The 12,890-nt window shown below is 59.2% G+C and carries 17 protein-coding genes; 6 read left to right on the top strand and 11 right to left on the bottom strand.

Annotated elements, in window-relative coordinates; translation table 11 throughout:
• Positions 1-280: 280 nt before the first annotated feature.
• Both GWK63_RS01910 and GWK63_RS01905 read right to left on the bottom strand, forming a co-directional pair.
• Positions 281-688, bottom strand: coding sequence for a DUF2442 domain-containing protein (locus GWK63_RS01910; protein ID WP_007396288.1), 408 nt, complete (start codon positions 686-688; stop codon positions 281-283).
• Positions 678-914 carry a DUF4160 domain-containing protein gene (locus tag GWK63_RS01905; protein ID WP_083824341.1) on the bottom strand — a complete coding sequence of 79 codons (237 nt, stop codon included), beginning with the start codon at positions 912-914 and terminating at the stop codon, positions 678-680. The genes GWK63_RS01910 and GWK63_RS01905 overlap by 11 nt, the downstream gene beginning before the upstream one ends.
• Before the next feature lie 995 nt (positions 915-1,909).
• On the opposite strand from GWK63_RS01905, the gene GWK63_RS01900 reads away from it, so the two are divergent.
• Positions 1,910-3,010 carry a replication initiator protein A gene (locus tag GWK63_RS01900; protein ID WP_039998297.1) on the top strand — a complete coding sequence of 367 codons (1,101 nt, stop codon included), beginning with the start codon at positions 1,910-1,912 and terminating at the stop codon, positions 3,008-3,010.
• A 61-nt stretch (positions 3,011-3,071) separates the two neighbouring features.
• Here the strand turns inward: GWK63_RS01900 and GWK63_RS01895 are convergent, their stop codons facing one another.
• The 3 genes from GWK63_RS01895 to GWK63_RS01885 form a co-directional block, all read right to left on the bottom strand.
• A complete protein-coding gene (locus GWK63_RS01895; protein ID WP_039998296.1) occupies positions 3,072-3,362 on the bottom strand; it encodes a ribbon-helix-helix domain-containing protein in 291 nt (96 codons plus the stop codon).
• Complete coding sequence (parA, locus tag GWK63_RS01890) at positions 3,359-4,012, bottom strand: ParA family partition ATPase (protein ID WP_082086140.1); 654 nt, start codon at positions 4,010-4,012, stop codon at positions 3,359-3,361. Before parA ends, GWK63_RS01895 begins: the two co-directional genes overlap by 4 nt.
• Before the next feature lie 82 nt (positions 4,013-4,094).
• On the bottom strand, positions 4,095-4,313 hold the full coding sequence (locus GWK63_RS01885; RefSeq protein WP_240919161.1) for a tyrosine-type recombinase/integrase: 219 nt from the start codon (positions 4,311-4,313) through the stop codon (positions 4,095-4,097).
• A gap of 95 nt (positions 4,314-4,408) precedes the next feature.
• On the opposite strand from GWK63_RS01885, the gene GWK63_RS01880 reads away from it, so the two are divergent.
• Positions 4,409-6,022 (top strand): ISL3 family transposase, encoded by a 1,614-nt coding sequence (locus GWK63_RS01880; RefSeq protein ID WP_166498086.1) that lies wholly within the window; start codon positions 4,409-4,411, stop codon positions 6,020-6,022.
• 187 nt (positions 6,023-6,209) lie between these two features.
• Here GWK63_RS01880 and GWK63_RS01875 read toward each other — a convergent pair whose 3' ends face one another.
• The 3 genes from GWK63_RS01875 to GWK63_RS01865 all read right to left on the bottom strand — a co-directional run bounded on the left by GWK63_RS01875 (position 6,210) and on the right by GWK63_RS01865 (position 7,869).
• Positions 6,210-6,722 carry a DUF192 domain-containing protein gene (locus tag GWK63_RS01875; protein WP_034927229.1) on the bottom strand — a complete coding sequence of 171 codons (513 nt, stop codon included), beginning with the start codon at positions 6,720-6,722 and terminating at the stop codon, positions 6,210-6,212.
• A 34-nt stretch (positions 6,723-6,756) separates the two neighbouring features.
• Positions 6,757-7,416: an MBL fold metallo-hydrolase gene (locus GWK63_RS01870; RefSeq protein WP_007398846.1), complete on the bottom strand. Its 660-nt coding sequence runs from the start codon at positions 7,414-7,416 to the stop codon at positions 6,757-6,759.
• A gap of 72 nt (positions 7,417-7,488) precedes the next feature.
• Positions 7,489-7,869 (bottom strand): host attachment protein, encoded by a 381-nt coding sequence (locus GWK63_RS01865; protein WP_039999211.1) that lies wholly within the window; start codon positions 7,867-7,869, stop codon positions 7,489-7,491.
• Positions 7,870-7,996: 127 nt separating this feature from the next.
• Here GWK63_RS01865 and GWK63_RS01860 point away from each other — a divergent pair, with 127 nt between their 5' ends.
• The 4 genes from GWK63_RS01860 (at position 7,997) to GWK63_RS01845 (ending at position 11,231) form a co-directional block, all read left to right on the top strand.
• Positions 7,997-9,085: an XdhC family protein gene (locus GWK63_RS01860; RefSeq protein WP_039999208.1), complete on the top strand. Its 1,089-nt coding sequence runs from the start codon at positions 7,997-7,999 to the stop codon at positions 9,083-9,085.
• Positions 9,082-9,717: a nucleotidyltransferase family protein gene (locus GWK63_RS01855; RefSeq protein ID WP_007398842.1), complete on the top strand. Its 636-nt coding sequence runs from the start codon at positions 9,082-9,084 to the stop codon at positions 9,715-9,717. Before GWK63_RS01860 ends, GWK63_RS01855 begins: the two co-directional genes overlap by 4 nt.
• A gap of 81 nt (positions 9,718-9,798) precedes the next feature.
• Positions 9,799-10,149, top strand: coding sequence for a RidA family protein (locus tag GWK63_RS01850; protein ID WP_007398841.1), 351 nt, complete (start codon positions 9,799-9,801; stop codon positions 10,147-10,149).
• Between the two features lie 335 nt (positions 10,150-10,484).
• Positions 10,485-11,231, top strand: a complete 747-nt coding sequence (locus GWK63_RS01845) for a CHAP domain-containing protein (protein WP_083824463.1) — start codon at positions 10,485-10,487, stop codon at positions 11,229-11,231.
• A 13-nt stretch (positions 11,232-11,244) separates the two neighbouring features.
• Here the strand turns inward: GWK63_RS01845 and GWK63_RS01840 are convergent, their stop codons facing one another.
• The 3 genes from GWK63_RS01840 to GWK63_RS01830 form a co-directional block, all read right to left on the bottom strand.
• Positions 11,245-11,703 (bottom strand): 23S rRNA (pseudouridine(1915)-N(3))-methyltransferase RlmH, encoded by a 459-nt coding sequence (locus tag GWK63_RS01840; RefSeq protein ID WP_039999206.1) that lies wholly within the window; start codon positions 11,701-11,703, stop codon positions 11,245-11,247.
• Positions 11,704-11,705: 2 nt separating this feature from the next.
• Positions 11,706-12,143, bottom strand: coding sequence for a ribosome silencing factor (gene rsfS / locus GWK63_RS01835; RefSeq protein WP_034927312.1), 438 nt, complete (start codon positions 12,141-12,143; stop codon positions 11,706-11,708).
• Between the two features lie 107 nt (positions 12,144-12,250).
• Positions 12,251-12,844, bottom strand: a complete 594-nt coding sequence (locus GWK63_RS01830) for a nicotinate-nucleotide adenylyltransferase (RefSeq protein WP_051671976.1) — start codon at positions 12,842-12,844, stop codon at positions 12,251-12,253.
• Between the last annotated feature and the right edge of the window lie 46 nt (positions 12,845-12,890).

Below are 12,890 nucleotides of genomic sequence, written 5' to 3'. Positions count from 1 at the left end.
AAGACGGGCTAGTCACTGCATACCCTCTCTTGGCACTGTCTCGGCCCCGTTCTGGTACCTGACTGACACCGCATTCGGGGCTGCATTGGACCCGGCCTACTAGGGGCTCTTCATACACCATTGCACCGTTGGTGCGGGCATGCCCAAAGGGCTTGGAAAACCCGAGCCCCTTCAGCCAAAGGGTAGACCGATACGGTCCACCCTTTCGGCAAGAATGGTCGTTGCAGCGAGCAGACGTGATACGACAGTTCCCCCTACCGCCTGAAAAGCGGTGACTATCTTACGCGACGTTCCTTGGCCGACCGCCTTTAGCACCATTCCGGCGTGCCGCCGCCGCCTTTGCCTGGCTGGCGGACGATCCGCCCACGCGTCCCATCTGTGCAGCCATCCAGCTTCGGGAACCGTAGATACCGTGGATCAGACCTTCGACCAGAACATCGGCGTCGAGACGGGGCCAGTGAAGGCCATTACCCAGCGGAGTGATCTCGATCTCGGCCAGATCATTCAGGGAAGCGTCCTGCAGATCTTGTATCAGACCCACAGGCACGCTCATCTCAACACCGTTGGAGAGCGTGACGTGAAGAGCGCGGCGAGCACGGATAAACCGTGCGGAGACCGCATGAGGAATTGCCGCTCTATGAAGCGCGTCTGCTTCACGAGCGGCCTGATAGTTCATGTCATTCGCCATGTATCTTCTCCCATGCTTCAGCCAACATCTCAGCGTGGTCCTGCACGATGACAAGGGCTTCCTGTATGACCCTATCTTTCATGCCACCTGCTCGTATCAGTCGGGCTTTCCTGCCAATTTCAATCACCGCTTCTCCATCCGCGCTTATGACGTGAACGTGCATTGGCACATGATCTGCCGTGTAAATCACGACACGAAATCCATTGATGCGTAGAAGCGTCGGCATAATGCACCATATCCCTAACGCTTGGGTTTTTCAATCAGAACCATCCCGCTGAAAGTCAGGAGGAGGATATCTGGACGGACGAACAGGAAATGGCCAGCCCATCAATCCCTGACAAAGCCAGCAGAGCGCCTTGGGAGGCCGCACAAAGCGCAATTCCCGTTACCGCTCACAAACTAGCCACCACACGCGGTAATGCCTGTACGGCCACCCTGTGGCGTCTGATGGGCATGCTGCGACACGTGAGCTGCTGAATGATCGCCTGAACACCGGTGCGCCTTGAGCAGATTACGGTCTTGTGTAACCGGCCGCTCTGGGCCGCCTTGATTATGCGGCCTGTCTGTGCAGTGTATTAAGTTACCAGTCACAATCCTCAATCATAAGGCGGCCTCAAACGGCCGGTTACGTCTTGTCCGGTTTTTCTGGTGTTGCAGGCGTCGGGCGAGCGCAGAGCGGGAGCCCTGTAGGGCGTCGAAGGCGCCGACGCAGGAGAGGAAGATGCTGGTGGAGAGACGATGCGTTACCGCATCGTCAGATTATGATTTCGCGCCGTAGGCGTGTCTGCGTAGCGCAGCCCGGAAAGGACGAGCAGGGGGATGCCAGGTGGGAAATCGCGCAAAGCGCGATTGGGCCGGCCGTAGGCCGCGAGCCGGCGGGGGCGTAGCCCCCAAGAGGCGGTGCTTGGTGGCAGTTTGGCTGTAAATTTCAGGAAATAAAAAGTTATCCACAACATTAGAGTGTTTAAGTAGGTGTTTAAATGGTGTTACGGATTTTTATAGTCCAAATAACATACTGAATAATAAAGGTTTTATCGAGAGATTCTATCGTCCTGTGAATCCACTATGACGATAAACTGAATCCACTATGACGATAAACTGAATCTAATATGACGATAGCAAGTATGCGTAATTGAAATGACGATAAGCTCAGCCTGAATCTAAAATGACGATAATTGGCTTGCGTATGTGAAGTGACGATAGTAGCTGTCTGTAATTGAAATGACGATAGAATCTTCTCCTTCCTTGTTCGACATTGCGCCTTCTCTGACTGTGGAAGGTGATGATCGCACGCCCCTCCTTCCAGTCCGCCATCCAAATCAGGATCTATTCATCTGTGACGTGCTCGATGCCATTCCCAAAGATGATATGGCGTCAATGGAGCATCCAGTTTTTTCGCTCTCGACCAAGCCAGACAACCGGATGCGACGCTATGAACACAATGGGAATATCATAGAGATCATCCCGTCTGGCAAAGGGCTGGCAACGATCCATGACAAGGATATCCTAATCTACTGCATCTCTCAGCTCGTTGCGAAAATGAATCACGGCGAACAACCTGGCCGAACACTCCGCCTTCAAGCCTATGACATGCTGGTCGCTACCAATCGTCAAACCAGCGGAGCAGGCTATAGGCTACTGACCGACGCGTTGACACGCTTGCGCGGAACAACCGTGCGAACCAACATTCAAACAGGCGGCATTGAAGAAACTCGAATTTTCGGTTTGATCGAAGAAGCTAGAATCACCCGTAAGACGTTTGACGGCCGAATGCTTGATCTTGAAATCACTCTGTCAGATTGGGTCTATCGTTCAGTCATCAGCAAGAATGTCCTCACACTTCACCGAGACTATTTCCGACTTCGTAAACCGTTCGAACGACGCATGTACGAACTAGCCCGCAAACACTGCGGTATGAAAGATGAATGGAAGATCGGATTAGAGCTGCTGCAAAAAAAATGTGGCTCAAATAGCCCGCTTCGCGTCTTTCGATCCTTGGTTAAGAAAGTTTGTGCGCATGACACCAGTCATGCTCATTTTCCTGACTATGCCATCACAATGGCCGACGACATCATTCTATTTCGCAACCGTTTGAGCCTTAAAACAAAGGTCGATGTTATCGCCCCCATGAGGGATGCTCCCTACATCGACCCCGAAACCATGCATGACGCTAAAACCGTTGCGCCAGGATATGACATCTATGCTCTCCATGACGAATGGGTTTCATGGTGGCACGACATGGGAAAACCAGAGCTTAAAAGCCCTGCCGGAGCCTTTATTGGCTTTTGTAAAAAACGGCACGAACGCAACCCAATACGCTGATTCCGGCATACGCCAGCAAGTGTACATGCTTACATGCAAACATGACCGCACGTAAACATGCCTACTTGCCCACAGGACTTTCTCCCATCTTGCGTAGCCAGTCGTTAAACGCGTCGGCCATCGCATCCTGTAAACTCATCCCATGCTTTCTGGCGGTCATGTGCATAGCAAATGACATTTCCGGACTAAAATAGCCGGTCATGGCTTTCTTGCCCTGACGGCTCGGCGCAACCTGCTTGCTGGCTGTACCAACAACATTGGTAGCAGCAACCTTGCCTTCTGATGCAACTGCAACCGGCGATATTGCGGAATCACGATCCCGCAACGACAGTAGAGACCCCTTCCGGCTCATGCACTAGCTCTCCGCTTCCTTGATGATTGCATGTTTACATGCTTGCATGTCCACTTGTAAAGCAGCCTTACCTCATCAGACGCCTTGCCTTTAGGCTCTACTTCCATTGCAGTTTTTCCTTCCGCCGCAGCATGACGGAAAACTGCACGATCAGCGATAATATGTGGACATGCGTTCAGTCCGTAACTTTGTACGAGTTGTGTGGCCTCCTCATACATACGTGGAGCAGTCGGACTTCCCGCTGTAAAAACGACGAAGGCTGGTTTGCCACGCATTTTTATAAGGCTGGCAGTCGTTTTGATTGCTGCCAGATCGAACGCACTCGGCCGACATGGAATTAATACCAAATCGGCGACTTCAACGGCAGCACTAGCCGCACTATCAGCGTGAGGCGGAGTATCAATCACGATGAACTCAGCACCCTGACTCATTGCCTGTCCGATCTTAGCCGCGAGACGAGGCGGAGCACTGTCAATTACAACCGGCGGAGCATCCTTACGCCATGCGGCCCATTGGCTCGCCGTCGCCTGTGGGTCCACATCAATCACCAATGCTGTATGGCCAGCATCCTCAGCCGCAGCAGCCAGATGCAAGGCCAGAGTGGTTTTTCCAGCCCCACCCTTCTGGCTGATAATCGCTATTGTTGGCATGCGAACGTCCTTACATGACCTCATGTTTGCATGTGGTCATACGTGAAAATCTGCTCTATCTACAAGAGAGAATGACAGAAAATCACTCCCACATTTTCCGTGCGATATCCTGCTCCTCGGCGCCGACGGCATCGGCGTAGATGGCGGTGGTGGAGAGCTGGGCGTGGCCGAGCCATTTCTGCACCATGTTGAGGGGGATGCCGCTGGAGACGGCGGCGACGCCGAAGGCATGGCGCAGGCCCTTGGGGGACGCGGCCGGGCCGGACAGGCCGGCCCCCTTGCAAGACAGAGCCGTCCACATATGGGTTCTTCCGCACTTTTCGTGATGGGTATCTTGTACTGTGGTTCTGGAACTGGGAAATCCTGAAAGTCGCCCACTTTCATGGATATTCCCCAGTGTCACGCCTTCGGATCCCTGATCTTCCCCGTTCCCTCGTCGTTCGTCGTGTTGTTGCACTGGACAACAGAGTGGAGATCGAAGTCGGTCTGCGCAAGCGGAGTGTACTGTGTCCGGACTGTCAGTGCCCGACACAACGCATTCACAGCTTCTATCAGAGAAAACTTGCGGATCTTCCATGGCAGGGCCGTCCGGCCACGCTGATCGTTTCTGTACCACGCTTTTTCTGTCAGGCTGCGGTCTGTCCACGTCGGACCTTTGTGATGCCCCTTGACGGGATAACCGTGCGTCATGGCAGACAGACCACGCGTCTTACCGATCTTCATTATTATATCGCCCATACCCTGGGCGGTTCCGCTGGTGCACGAATGACCGTGCGCCTGTGTTGCCCCATCAGCCCGGACACTCTCATTCGCCGCCTCCTGTCCCGGGTACGGAACACCAGGAAAGACACGCCCCCTACACGCGTGGTAGGGGTGGATGACTGGGCATGGCGACGGGGACATCACTATGGAACGATTGTGGTCGATCTTGAGAAAAATGATGTCATTGACCTCCTGCCAGATCGGGAGGCTGCGACCCTGGCCCAATGGCTGCAGGCCCACCCCGGTGTTGAAATCATTGCCAGAGACCGTGCTGGTGCTTATGCAGATGGATGCCACAGAGGCGCGCCATCAGCTCTTCAGGTGACGGACCGCTGGCATCTGCTGAAGAACCTGTCAGAGGCTTTTGTCAGCATACTGGGCCGTTTCACGACAACAGTCAGAACCCTGACACGACAGATGAACGTATCAACGGTCGTAAGCAAAATATCTGAAACAATCAGAGCGCATCCAGAAGAGGCGCAGGCGGTCGTCAGGTCAGCCTCTGGGGAACGGCGTGACATTCTTTTCAAGGAAGCTCTTGCCCTGAAAGCAGCGGGACACAGCATTCAGGCTATCGCCACAACGATCGGGGTAGAGAGAAAAACCGTGCGGCGCTGGTTTCAGCGGGGCCATGCACCACCATGGAAAAGAACGGTTCCGTCACGCAGCATACTCGTGCCTTACACAGCCCACCTGGAAAAGAGATGGTCCGAAGGATGTCGCAATAGTCGTCAGCTATGGCGGGAACTCCTGGAGCAGGGCTTTGCAGGACAATATGGCACCGTCTGGAAATGGGTGGCGACGCGACAGGGATGTTCCGCGAAACCCGTTCCTTCCGCGCATGTCGTTGCACCTCGGGGACGCAAACTTGCGCGGCTTCTCCTCGCAGAGGATCCGTTATCTGCCGGACAGGAGGGACTGCTGGTTCCTGCCCTTCTGGAAGCTGAACCGCACCTTGCCGTCACACTCTGCTGGCTCAGGAAAATGCAGACCCTGCTCTGTAAAAGGGGTGACACCTGCACGGGAGGCGATCTGAAGGCTCTGCTGGAAGAAGGAAAGACGACGCTGCTGTCACGTCTGATTCCCGCGCTTGAACGGGATGCGGCTGCCATTGAAGCGTCTCTTGTCACACCTTGGACAACCAGCCCGGTTGAAGGACAGATCAGCCGACTGAAAATGATCAAGCGAACCATGTTCGGAAGAGCAGGCTTCGAACTCCTCAGGGCGCGTGTCCTTCAGCCCGCATAATCAAAAAACATCATCACGAAAAGTACGGAAGAACCCATATGTGGACGGCTCTGTCTTGCAAGGGGGCGCCGCCGGTGAGTGCGGATATAGGTCCCACCCCCAAAACCGTCAATCAGAAAATACACCTAAAAGGAAAAATATCTCAGGGAAAAATCAAAAAACGGCAGGAAACCAACAAATATTAGACTTACTTGGATGATGGTCCATTGTTCAGCACGGCCGAATCCACCCGGTCTCCCACCACGATTCCCAGCTTTTCGGTAATACCGGCCTGCAATTCCAGCGTTGCGCGCACGGGACCGTGACTGCTGATTCGGGCCAGACTGAGGGGGACGGCGTTCTCGACAATGGAGGAAACGCGATTATCGGCGCCGATAAAAACGATATCGAGCGAAGCCCTGGTGTTTTCCATCCACATGTCGCTCTGGCGCGGGTACGGCCAGACAAAGATCATGCCCCCGTCAGCCGGGACGGACGGGCGGAACATCTCGCCCACCTGCTGTTCACGCGGGGTCATCGCCTTTTCCACCGTAAAGGCGTGTTTCGTACCATTGGCCGACGTGATGGTCAGCGCCACGGTGGGCAGCGGGGCCTGGGCGTGGGTGGGTTCCCCCGTTTCTTCCGCTGCCATGGCGGGAACGGAAACGGCGGCCATGCATGCGGCCAGAGCCAGCCACCGGCCGGGCTTGAGGGACATCATAAGCTGTTTTTCTCCTGCACCCTGTTATCCATGGTCACGTCAGGAAGGGATTGCCTGCACGTTCAGCACCGATTGTCGTTGCCGGGCCATGACCGGGCAGGATCGTGACATCATCGCCCAGCGGAAGCAATTGGTCACGGATGGCCGCGATCAGCTGGTCATGGTCACCATAGGGGAAATCCGTCCGCCCCACGCCGCCACGGAACAGCGTATCCCCCACAAAGGCAAAGCGGGATGCGGGATCATAAAATATGACATGCCCCGGCGTATGACCGGGCACATGGCGGACCTCGAAACTGTGGCCCAGTGCCTCCAGCGTTTCACCATGGCTGACAAATCGGTCAGGCCGCACGCTTTCCAGGCCCGTCACGCCAAACAGCGCCGCCTGCTGCGGGATGGCGGACAGCAGCGGCTCATCCGCCCTGTCCGGCCCGATCACGGGCACGGCCTTTCCCTGCCGGGCCGTCAGTTCCCGCCGCAGGGCATCCGCCCCGCCGGCATGGTCCAGATGGCCATGGGTCAGCCATATGGAGTCCACCACCAGGTCCTTCGCGGCAATGAACGCCATGATGCGCGGCACATCCCCACCCGGATCGACCACCACGGCGTGAAGTGTGGCGGGATTCCATAAGATGGAACAGTTCTGCCCGAATGCGGTAACGGGCACGATTTCGAGCGACAGGGGAGCCTGCATGGAATGACCCTAACTCTAATAAAAATGCGCCCCACGTTACCGCAGGGCGCATCAACCGGCCAGTGAAGCGGATCAGCGCTCCTTGGCCAGCGGCCAGCCGGTGGCCGGAATATCAAAATGCGATGCAAGGTTATGGTCGGGGGTGTTGGTCAGGTCGTGCTCGACCTCCTTTACCACCAGCGGGCGGGCTTGCACATCCAGATGGGTGCGGATCTGGTGCATCACCTCCCCCGGTGCCGCAATGGCCAGACCCGGCGTTTCCTTCGCACGCACGGCCCTGTTCAGGAATTCGGCAATGACCTTGCCATAAGCCCCATTGCGCGGGGCATCCATGCCCCTCGCATCATCGCTCTTGAGATGGGTGAAGGTGGCCAGCCCATGTTCACCATGCTTGAGGATACGGGCATGAATGCTATCGGCAACAACATACCAGACGGGATCCACATAACTCATTTCATTACTCCATTCATGCACCGGCCCGATGCGGGGCGGCAGCGTGTTGTGACACAACATGGGGTGGCGGCCCGCGCATGTCTACCGGCTGGCATGCCTGCATGCGTGCTGATAGAGTAGCCCTGCCATGACAAAGATTTCATCCCTGCAGGATCCGCTGGATCTGCTGATCGACTGGGCACGGGCGGGACAGCCCTGCGCCATGGCGACAGTAACCTCGACATGGGGCAGTTCCCCCCGCCCGGCCGGCAGCATGATGGCCGTATGCGCCAATGGCCGCATAGAAGGGTCGGTCAGCGGGGGATGCGTTGAAGGCGCCGTGATCGAGGAAGCCCGCACCGTAATGGACACGGGCCGGCCCGTCGCCCTGTCCTATGGCGTATCCAGCGACGAGGCGTGGGCGGTCGGCCTTGCGTGTGGCGGACTGCTGGATGTGTACGTGACCGCCATCCGCACCCCCGGACATCCGCAGGGCACGCTGGATCTGGAGTTGCTGGAAACGGTGGCCGCAAAACGCCACGCGCGCGTACCGGTCATCATGGCGACCGAACTGGCAACAGGCCGCACGCGGCTGCTGTACCGGGATGCCGCCCCACCCGGACCGCAGCCGGACAACGGGCTGGAGACGAAACTCCACGCCCGGGCGGCGGAAGTCTTTGCAACCGGCCGCAGCCTGCGGCTGGAGGACGATACGGGGCAGGCCCTGTGGTTCCTCCACCTTGTGCCCATGCAGCCCCGCCTGCTGGTTGTGGGCGCCGTGCATATTGCACAGGTGCTGGCACCCATGGCGCAGACGACCGGCTTTGACGTAACGGTGGTTGACCCCCGCACCCAGCTTGCGACAGCCGAGCGTTTTCCCGGCATCACACTGCACACCGACTGGCCGGATGAGGCTATGGCGCAGATGGGGGTCGATAACCAGACCGCCATCGTGACCCTGACCCACGACGCCAAGCTTGATGACCCGACACTGCACTACGCGCTGGGCAGTGATGCTTTTTATATTGGCGCGCTGGGTTCGCGCAAAACCCAGGCTTCCCGCGTGAAACGGCTGGGGGATGCCGGTTTCACGCCCGCGCAGATCGCCCGCATCCATGGCCCCGTGGGGCTTGCCATCGGCGCGGTGGGAGCAGCCGAGATTGCCCTTTCCATCCTGGCCGAAATCGTGGCCGTGCGCCATGACAGGCCGCTGGGGCGCGTATCGGGCTGGGCGTGAGCAGGGCCGGCCCCCGTGTCGCGGCCATTGTGCTGGCGGCGGGGGCCTCCAGCCGCACGGCGCCCGCGCACAAGCTGCTGGCCCCCGATGCAACCGGCCTGCCCATGATCGCCCGCACGCTGCGCGCGGTAGCCGCCTGCCAGGCCGATCCGCTTGTGATCGTGTTCGGACATCGCAGCACCGAAATCCAGGCCGCCGCCCTGCGGGGCATCCCGCCAGAGCGCATGCCGCTATGCATCAGCGCGCGCGACCATGAAGCCGGGCTTTCGCGCACGCTGGCCGCCGGCATGGCGGTGGCGGCACAGCACGACGTGACGGGCACGCTGATCTGCCTGGGGGACATGCCCCTGATTTCCTCCACCCTGCTGGACCGCATGATCGCTGCCTTTGCCGCCCATCCGGCCTGTCCGGGCGTGATGCCGGTGCACGCGGGACGGCGCGGAAACCCGATCCTGTGGAGCCGCCGCCTGTTCCCCGCCCTGATGACGCAGGCGGGCGACAGGGGGGCACGCGCATTGCTGGACCGGTACGGGGCGGACATGCCGCAGGTCGCGGCCGGCCCGGAAATAACCGAGGATTTCGATACCCCTGCCCGGCTGGCTGATTACGCACGTCTTTTTGCAGGCGGTTGACCTTGGCCCGGACCGGCGCAAAGAGAGAGGGCAGCACATGCGGCATGCCCGCATGCCTGCCAACCAACTAGGACCAATGACATGAGCAAGATCATCCGCACCGAGCCCAACGCCATCCTGTCCAAGGTTGTGGAATATCATGGCTTCCTGTTCACGCAGGGATTCGTGGCCCGCGACCTGTCCGCCGACATCACGGCGCAGACCAGGGACATCCTGACCCAGATCGATGAGGCGCTGGAACTGCACGGCACCGACAACACCCGCCTGCTGCAGGCCCAGATCTGGCTGAAGGACATCAACGACCGTGATGCCATGAACGCCGTATGGAGCCCCTGGCTGCCCAAGGGCGGCGCCCCTGCCCGCGCCTGCGTGGAAGCCAAGATGGCCCATCCGGACGTACTGGTCGAAATCATGGTGATCGCCACCAAATAAGACATATGGGAAGACAGGTGGGGCAGTGCAAAACATGTCACATTTTTGCAACTTTCCTGTCTTCCCAGAATCATTCCACTTCTGTTCTCACTGACTGTTTACGGCCTTTTTATGCCCAAAAAACAGGGGCTGACTGGTCCGAATAAAGAATTTATTCCTATTTTTTTGTTAAGGTGCCCTTTTTAGGGGAAATCTGTCCTGTTGCTGTTCATCCTTCACAGCGCAGGCTTGTCAGACTTGCAACGGGCTTGCTACTCGATGAACACGATGTGAGCCAGTTATTAAAGAATCACCCCAATGCGGTGGAGAGATTGTAGAAAATGTGGATCAGAAACATGAAGCGTGGCCTCCTGCTTTCCGTCCTTGGCGCCACGTTCGGATTCATGTTTTCGGAACAGGGGCAGGCCCATACAACCCGGCATGCCAGCCACATCCATCCCGCCGCAGCCACCGCCACGCACGGCCATGCCATTCACCATGCAGCCCTGCGCCGCGGGCACGGACATGAGCGGGGTCATGTGATCCAGTGCGTGGCCTTTGCCAAATCGGCATCGGATGTCGAAATCCGCGGCAACGCGGTCGACTGGTGGTATAACGCAGCCGGGCGCTACGCCCGTGGCAGCGCGCCCGAGGAAGGCAGCGTACTCAACTTCCGTGGCACGCGCCGCATGCCGCTGGGCCATGTAGCCGTGGTGCGGCAGCTGGTCAACAGCCGCACGATCATCATTGATCAGTCGCATTGGGGCCAGGGCGGCATCAGCCGCGCGGTTCCTGTCATTGACGTTTCCCCCAACAATGACTGGTCGGCCGTGCGCGTGGCACTGAACAACCATAGCGGCGGGTTTGGCAGCATCTATCCCACCTACGGCTTCATTTACGCCCGCCCGGCCGCAGGTTCGGACGTGATGCTGACCACGTATCAGAAAGCCATGCACAGCAACCCCACCGTGATGGCGCAGGCGCAGCCCCGTACCCGCCACAACAGCACGGAAGTGGCGGAAGCGCCCGAGGGCATTGCCGCGGGCCGTGCAACGTCTTCACTGGCCTATACGGATGACGTGCCGAATCGTTCCCTGCGCTAGGGTCTAAAAAACGTCAGGGCCGACCAGCCCGATGATAGGGATGGCCGGCCGAAATGGCGCGGGCGCGATAGAGCTGTTCGGCCAGCATGCCGCGCACCAGCATGTGCGGCCAGGTCATCCTGCCAAGCGACAGTGTATGATCGGCGCGCTGTACGACGGGGGCATCAAGCCCCTCGGCTCCACCAATCACGAAACATAATGGCCTTGGGGTTTCGACCCACTGCTCCACCGCGCGTGAAAAGGCCAGACTGTCATAGGTCCGGCCCCCTTCGTCCATGGCAACAACCAGTGCGCGTTCGGGCAGCGCCGCAAGAATGGCCTGTCCTTCGCGGCGCTTGATCTCATTGGATGCCCCACGCCCTTCCGCCAGTTCGGTCAGCCTGATGCGGGGGGAAAGCCGGGTGGCATAGCGTTCAAACAGGTCACGCTCCACCCGGTCCTTCATACGGCCTACGGCAATCAGGTGAAACAAGATTATTCCACCGGGGTGGCTGGCGCATCCGGCGGCACATCCAGGTCAGCGCCCCACATCCGCTCCAGCCCGTACAGTGCACGCGCTTCGGCCTTGAACAGATGCACCACGATGTCACCCGCATCCAGCAGCACCCAGTCGGAACCGCCTGCCCCTTCGGTGCGGATGCGCTTCAGCCCCGCTTCCCCCAGCTTACGGTCGATATGGGCGGCCATGGCCGCGATCTGCCGGTCCGCAAGGCCGGTTGCGATCACCATCCGGTCAGCGAAGGAAGCCCGTCCGGTCAGGTCGATCACCACGATATCCTCGGCCTTGTCATCTTCCAGGCTGGTGGTGATGATTTCCAGAAACTGGTCGACACGGGGGTCGGGTTCGCGCGTCCGGGTGGCGGTGGGACCAGCCACGGCTGCCTTCTTGCGTGGCGTGCCCGGCACCTGCATGGCGCTGCCCAGCGCGCCTGTGGTCACGCGCGGCTGCCCGGCGGAGAGGGGGCTGCCGGTGCGGTGCCTGGCGCTGCCCTCGGCTGTAGGCTTTCTGGTTATGGCTGTTACTCCCGTCGGTGGCCGGACCCGGCCTGCGATGCACGTATTTCTGTAGCTGATATAGCGTTCTGTGGCGCGGGAAGAAAGACCCATGCCGGTGGCGTGCACAGGGCAAGCCTTCCCGCTTCCCGCGCGGGGCGGCGCCAGGGTGCCATGATATGGGCGATCTGCCCGTGCAGTGCCGGGCCATTATAACCCGGTCGTGGCAGAACCGCGAGCGGAACCATGCGGACCAGATCGGTCCAGCGCCGCCACCGCCCCATCTGGGCCAGCCCGTCCGCCCCCATGAGCCAGACAAACCGCACATGCGGGAAAAGCCGTTTCAGGCGCGCCAGCGTATCGACCGTATAGCGTGTGCCGATATGGCGCTCGATATCGGTTGCAACCAGCCTGCGCGTGCCCAGCCCCCGCAGGCGCGCCCGCACCCCGGCCAGCCGCTGCGCCAGCGGCGCCATGCCCGCCGCGGGCTTGAGCGGATTGCCCGGCGAGACCAGGAACCAGACCTGATCAAGCCGGAGCTGGCGCAACGCCCGGCAGGCCAGCTGGATATGGCCTTCATGCACCGGGTTGAACGATCCCCCCAGCAGGCCCACGCGCATGGACCGCCCGTCCCCCCGGACCGACGGGACTGCCCCCGTGCCGCGC

This window comes from Komagataeibacter rhaeticus, assembly GCF_011611525.1.
GTDB lineage: Bacteria > Pseudomonadota > Alphaproteobacteria > Acetobacterales > Acetobacteraceae > Komagataeibacter > Komagataeibacter rhaeticus.
Note: the sequence above shows the minus strand (reverse complement) of the source record. Positions and strands in the feature narration are given on the sequence as shown.

Excerpts from the sequence above, each read along its gene's own strand:
- GWK63_RS01845 (WP_083824463.1), top strand. The coding sequence starts at position 10,485 with ATGAAGCGTGGCCTCCTGCTTTCCGTCCTTGGCGCCACGTTCGGATTC.
- GWK63_RS01885 (WP_240919161.1), bottom strand. The coding sequence starts at position 4,313 with ATGTGGACGGCTCTGTCTTGCAAGGGGGCCGGCCTGTCCGGCCCGGCC.
- GWK63_RS01905 (WP_083824341.1), bottom strand. The coding sequence starts at position 914 with ATGCCGACGCTTCTACGCATCAATGGATTTCGTGTCGTGATTTACACG.
- parA (WP_082086140.1), bottom strand. The coding sequence starts at position 4,012 with ATGCCAACAATAGCGATTATCAGCCAGAAGGGTGGGGCTGGAAAAACC.
- GWK63_RS01875 (WP_034927229.1), bottom strand. The coding sequence starts at position 6,722 with ATGATGTCCCTCAAGCCCGGCCGGTGGCTGGCTCTGGCCGCATGCATG.
- GWK63_RS01870 (WP_007398846.1), bottom strand. The coding sequence starts at position 7,416 with ATGCAGGCTCCCCTGTCGCTCGAAATCGTGCCCGTTACCGCATTCGGG.
- GWK63_RS01850 (WP_007398841.1), top strand. The coding sequence starts at position 9,799 with ATGAGCAAGATCATCCGCACCGAGCCCAACGCCATCCTGTCCAAGGTT.
- GWK63_RS01910 (WP_007396288.1), bottom strand. The coding sequence starts at position 688 with ATGGCGAATGACATGAACTATCAGGCCGCTCGTGAAGCAGACGCGCTT.
- GWK63_RS01860 (WP_039999208.1), top strand. The coding sequence starts at position 7,997 with ATGACAAAGATTTCATCCCTGCAGGATCCGCTGGATCTGCTGATCGAC.
- GWK63_RS01865 (WP_039999211.1), bottom strand. The coding sequence starts at position 7,869 with ATGAGTTATGTGGATCCCGTCTGGTATGTTGTTGCCGATAGCATTCAT.
- GWK63_RS01830 (WP_051671976.1), bottom strand. The coding sequence starts at position 12,844 with ATGCGCGTGGGCCTGCTGGGGGGATCGTTCAACCCGGTGCATGAAGGC.
- GWK63_RS01895 (WP_039998296.1), bottom strand. The coding sequence starts at position 3,362 with ATGAGCCGGAAGGGGTCTCTACTGTCGTTGCGGGATCGTGATTCCGCA.
- GWK63_RS01900 (WP_039998297.1), top strand. The coding sequence starts at position 1,910 with ATGACGATAGAATCTTCTCCTTCCTTGTTCGACATTGCGCCTTCTCTG.
- rsfS (WP_034927312.1), bottom strand. The coding sequence starts at position 12,143 with ATGCAGGTGCCGGGCACGCCACGCAAGAAGGCAGCCGTGGCTGGTCCC.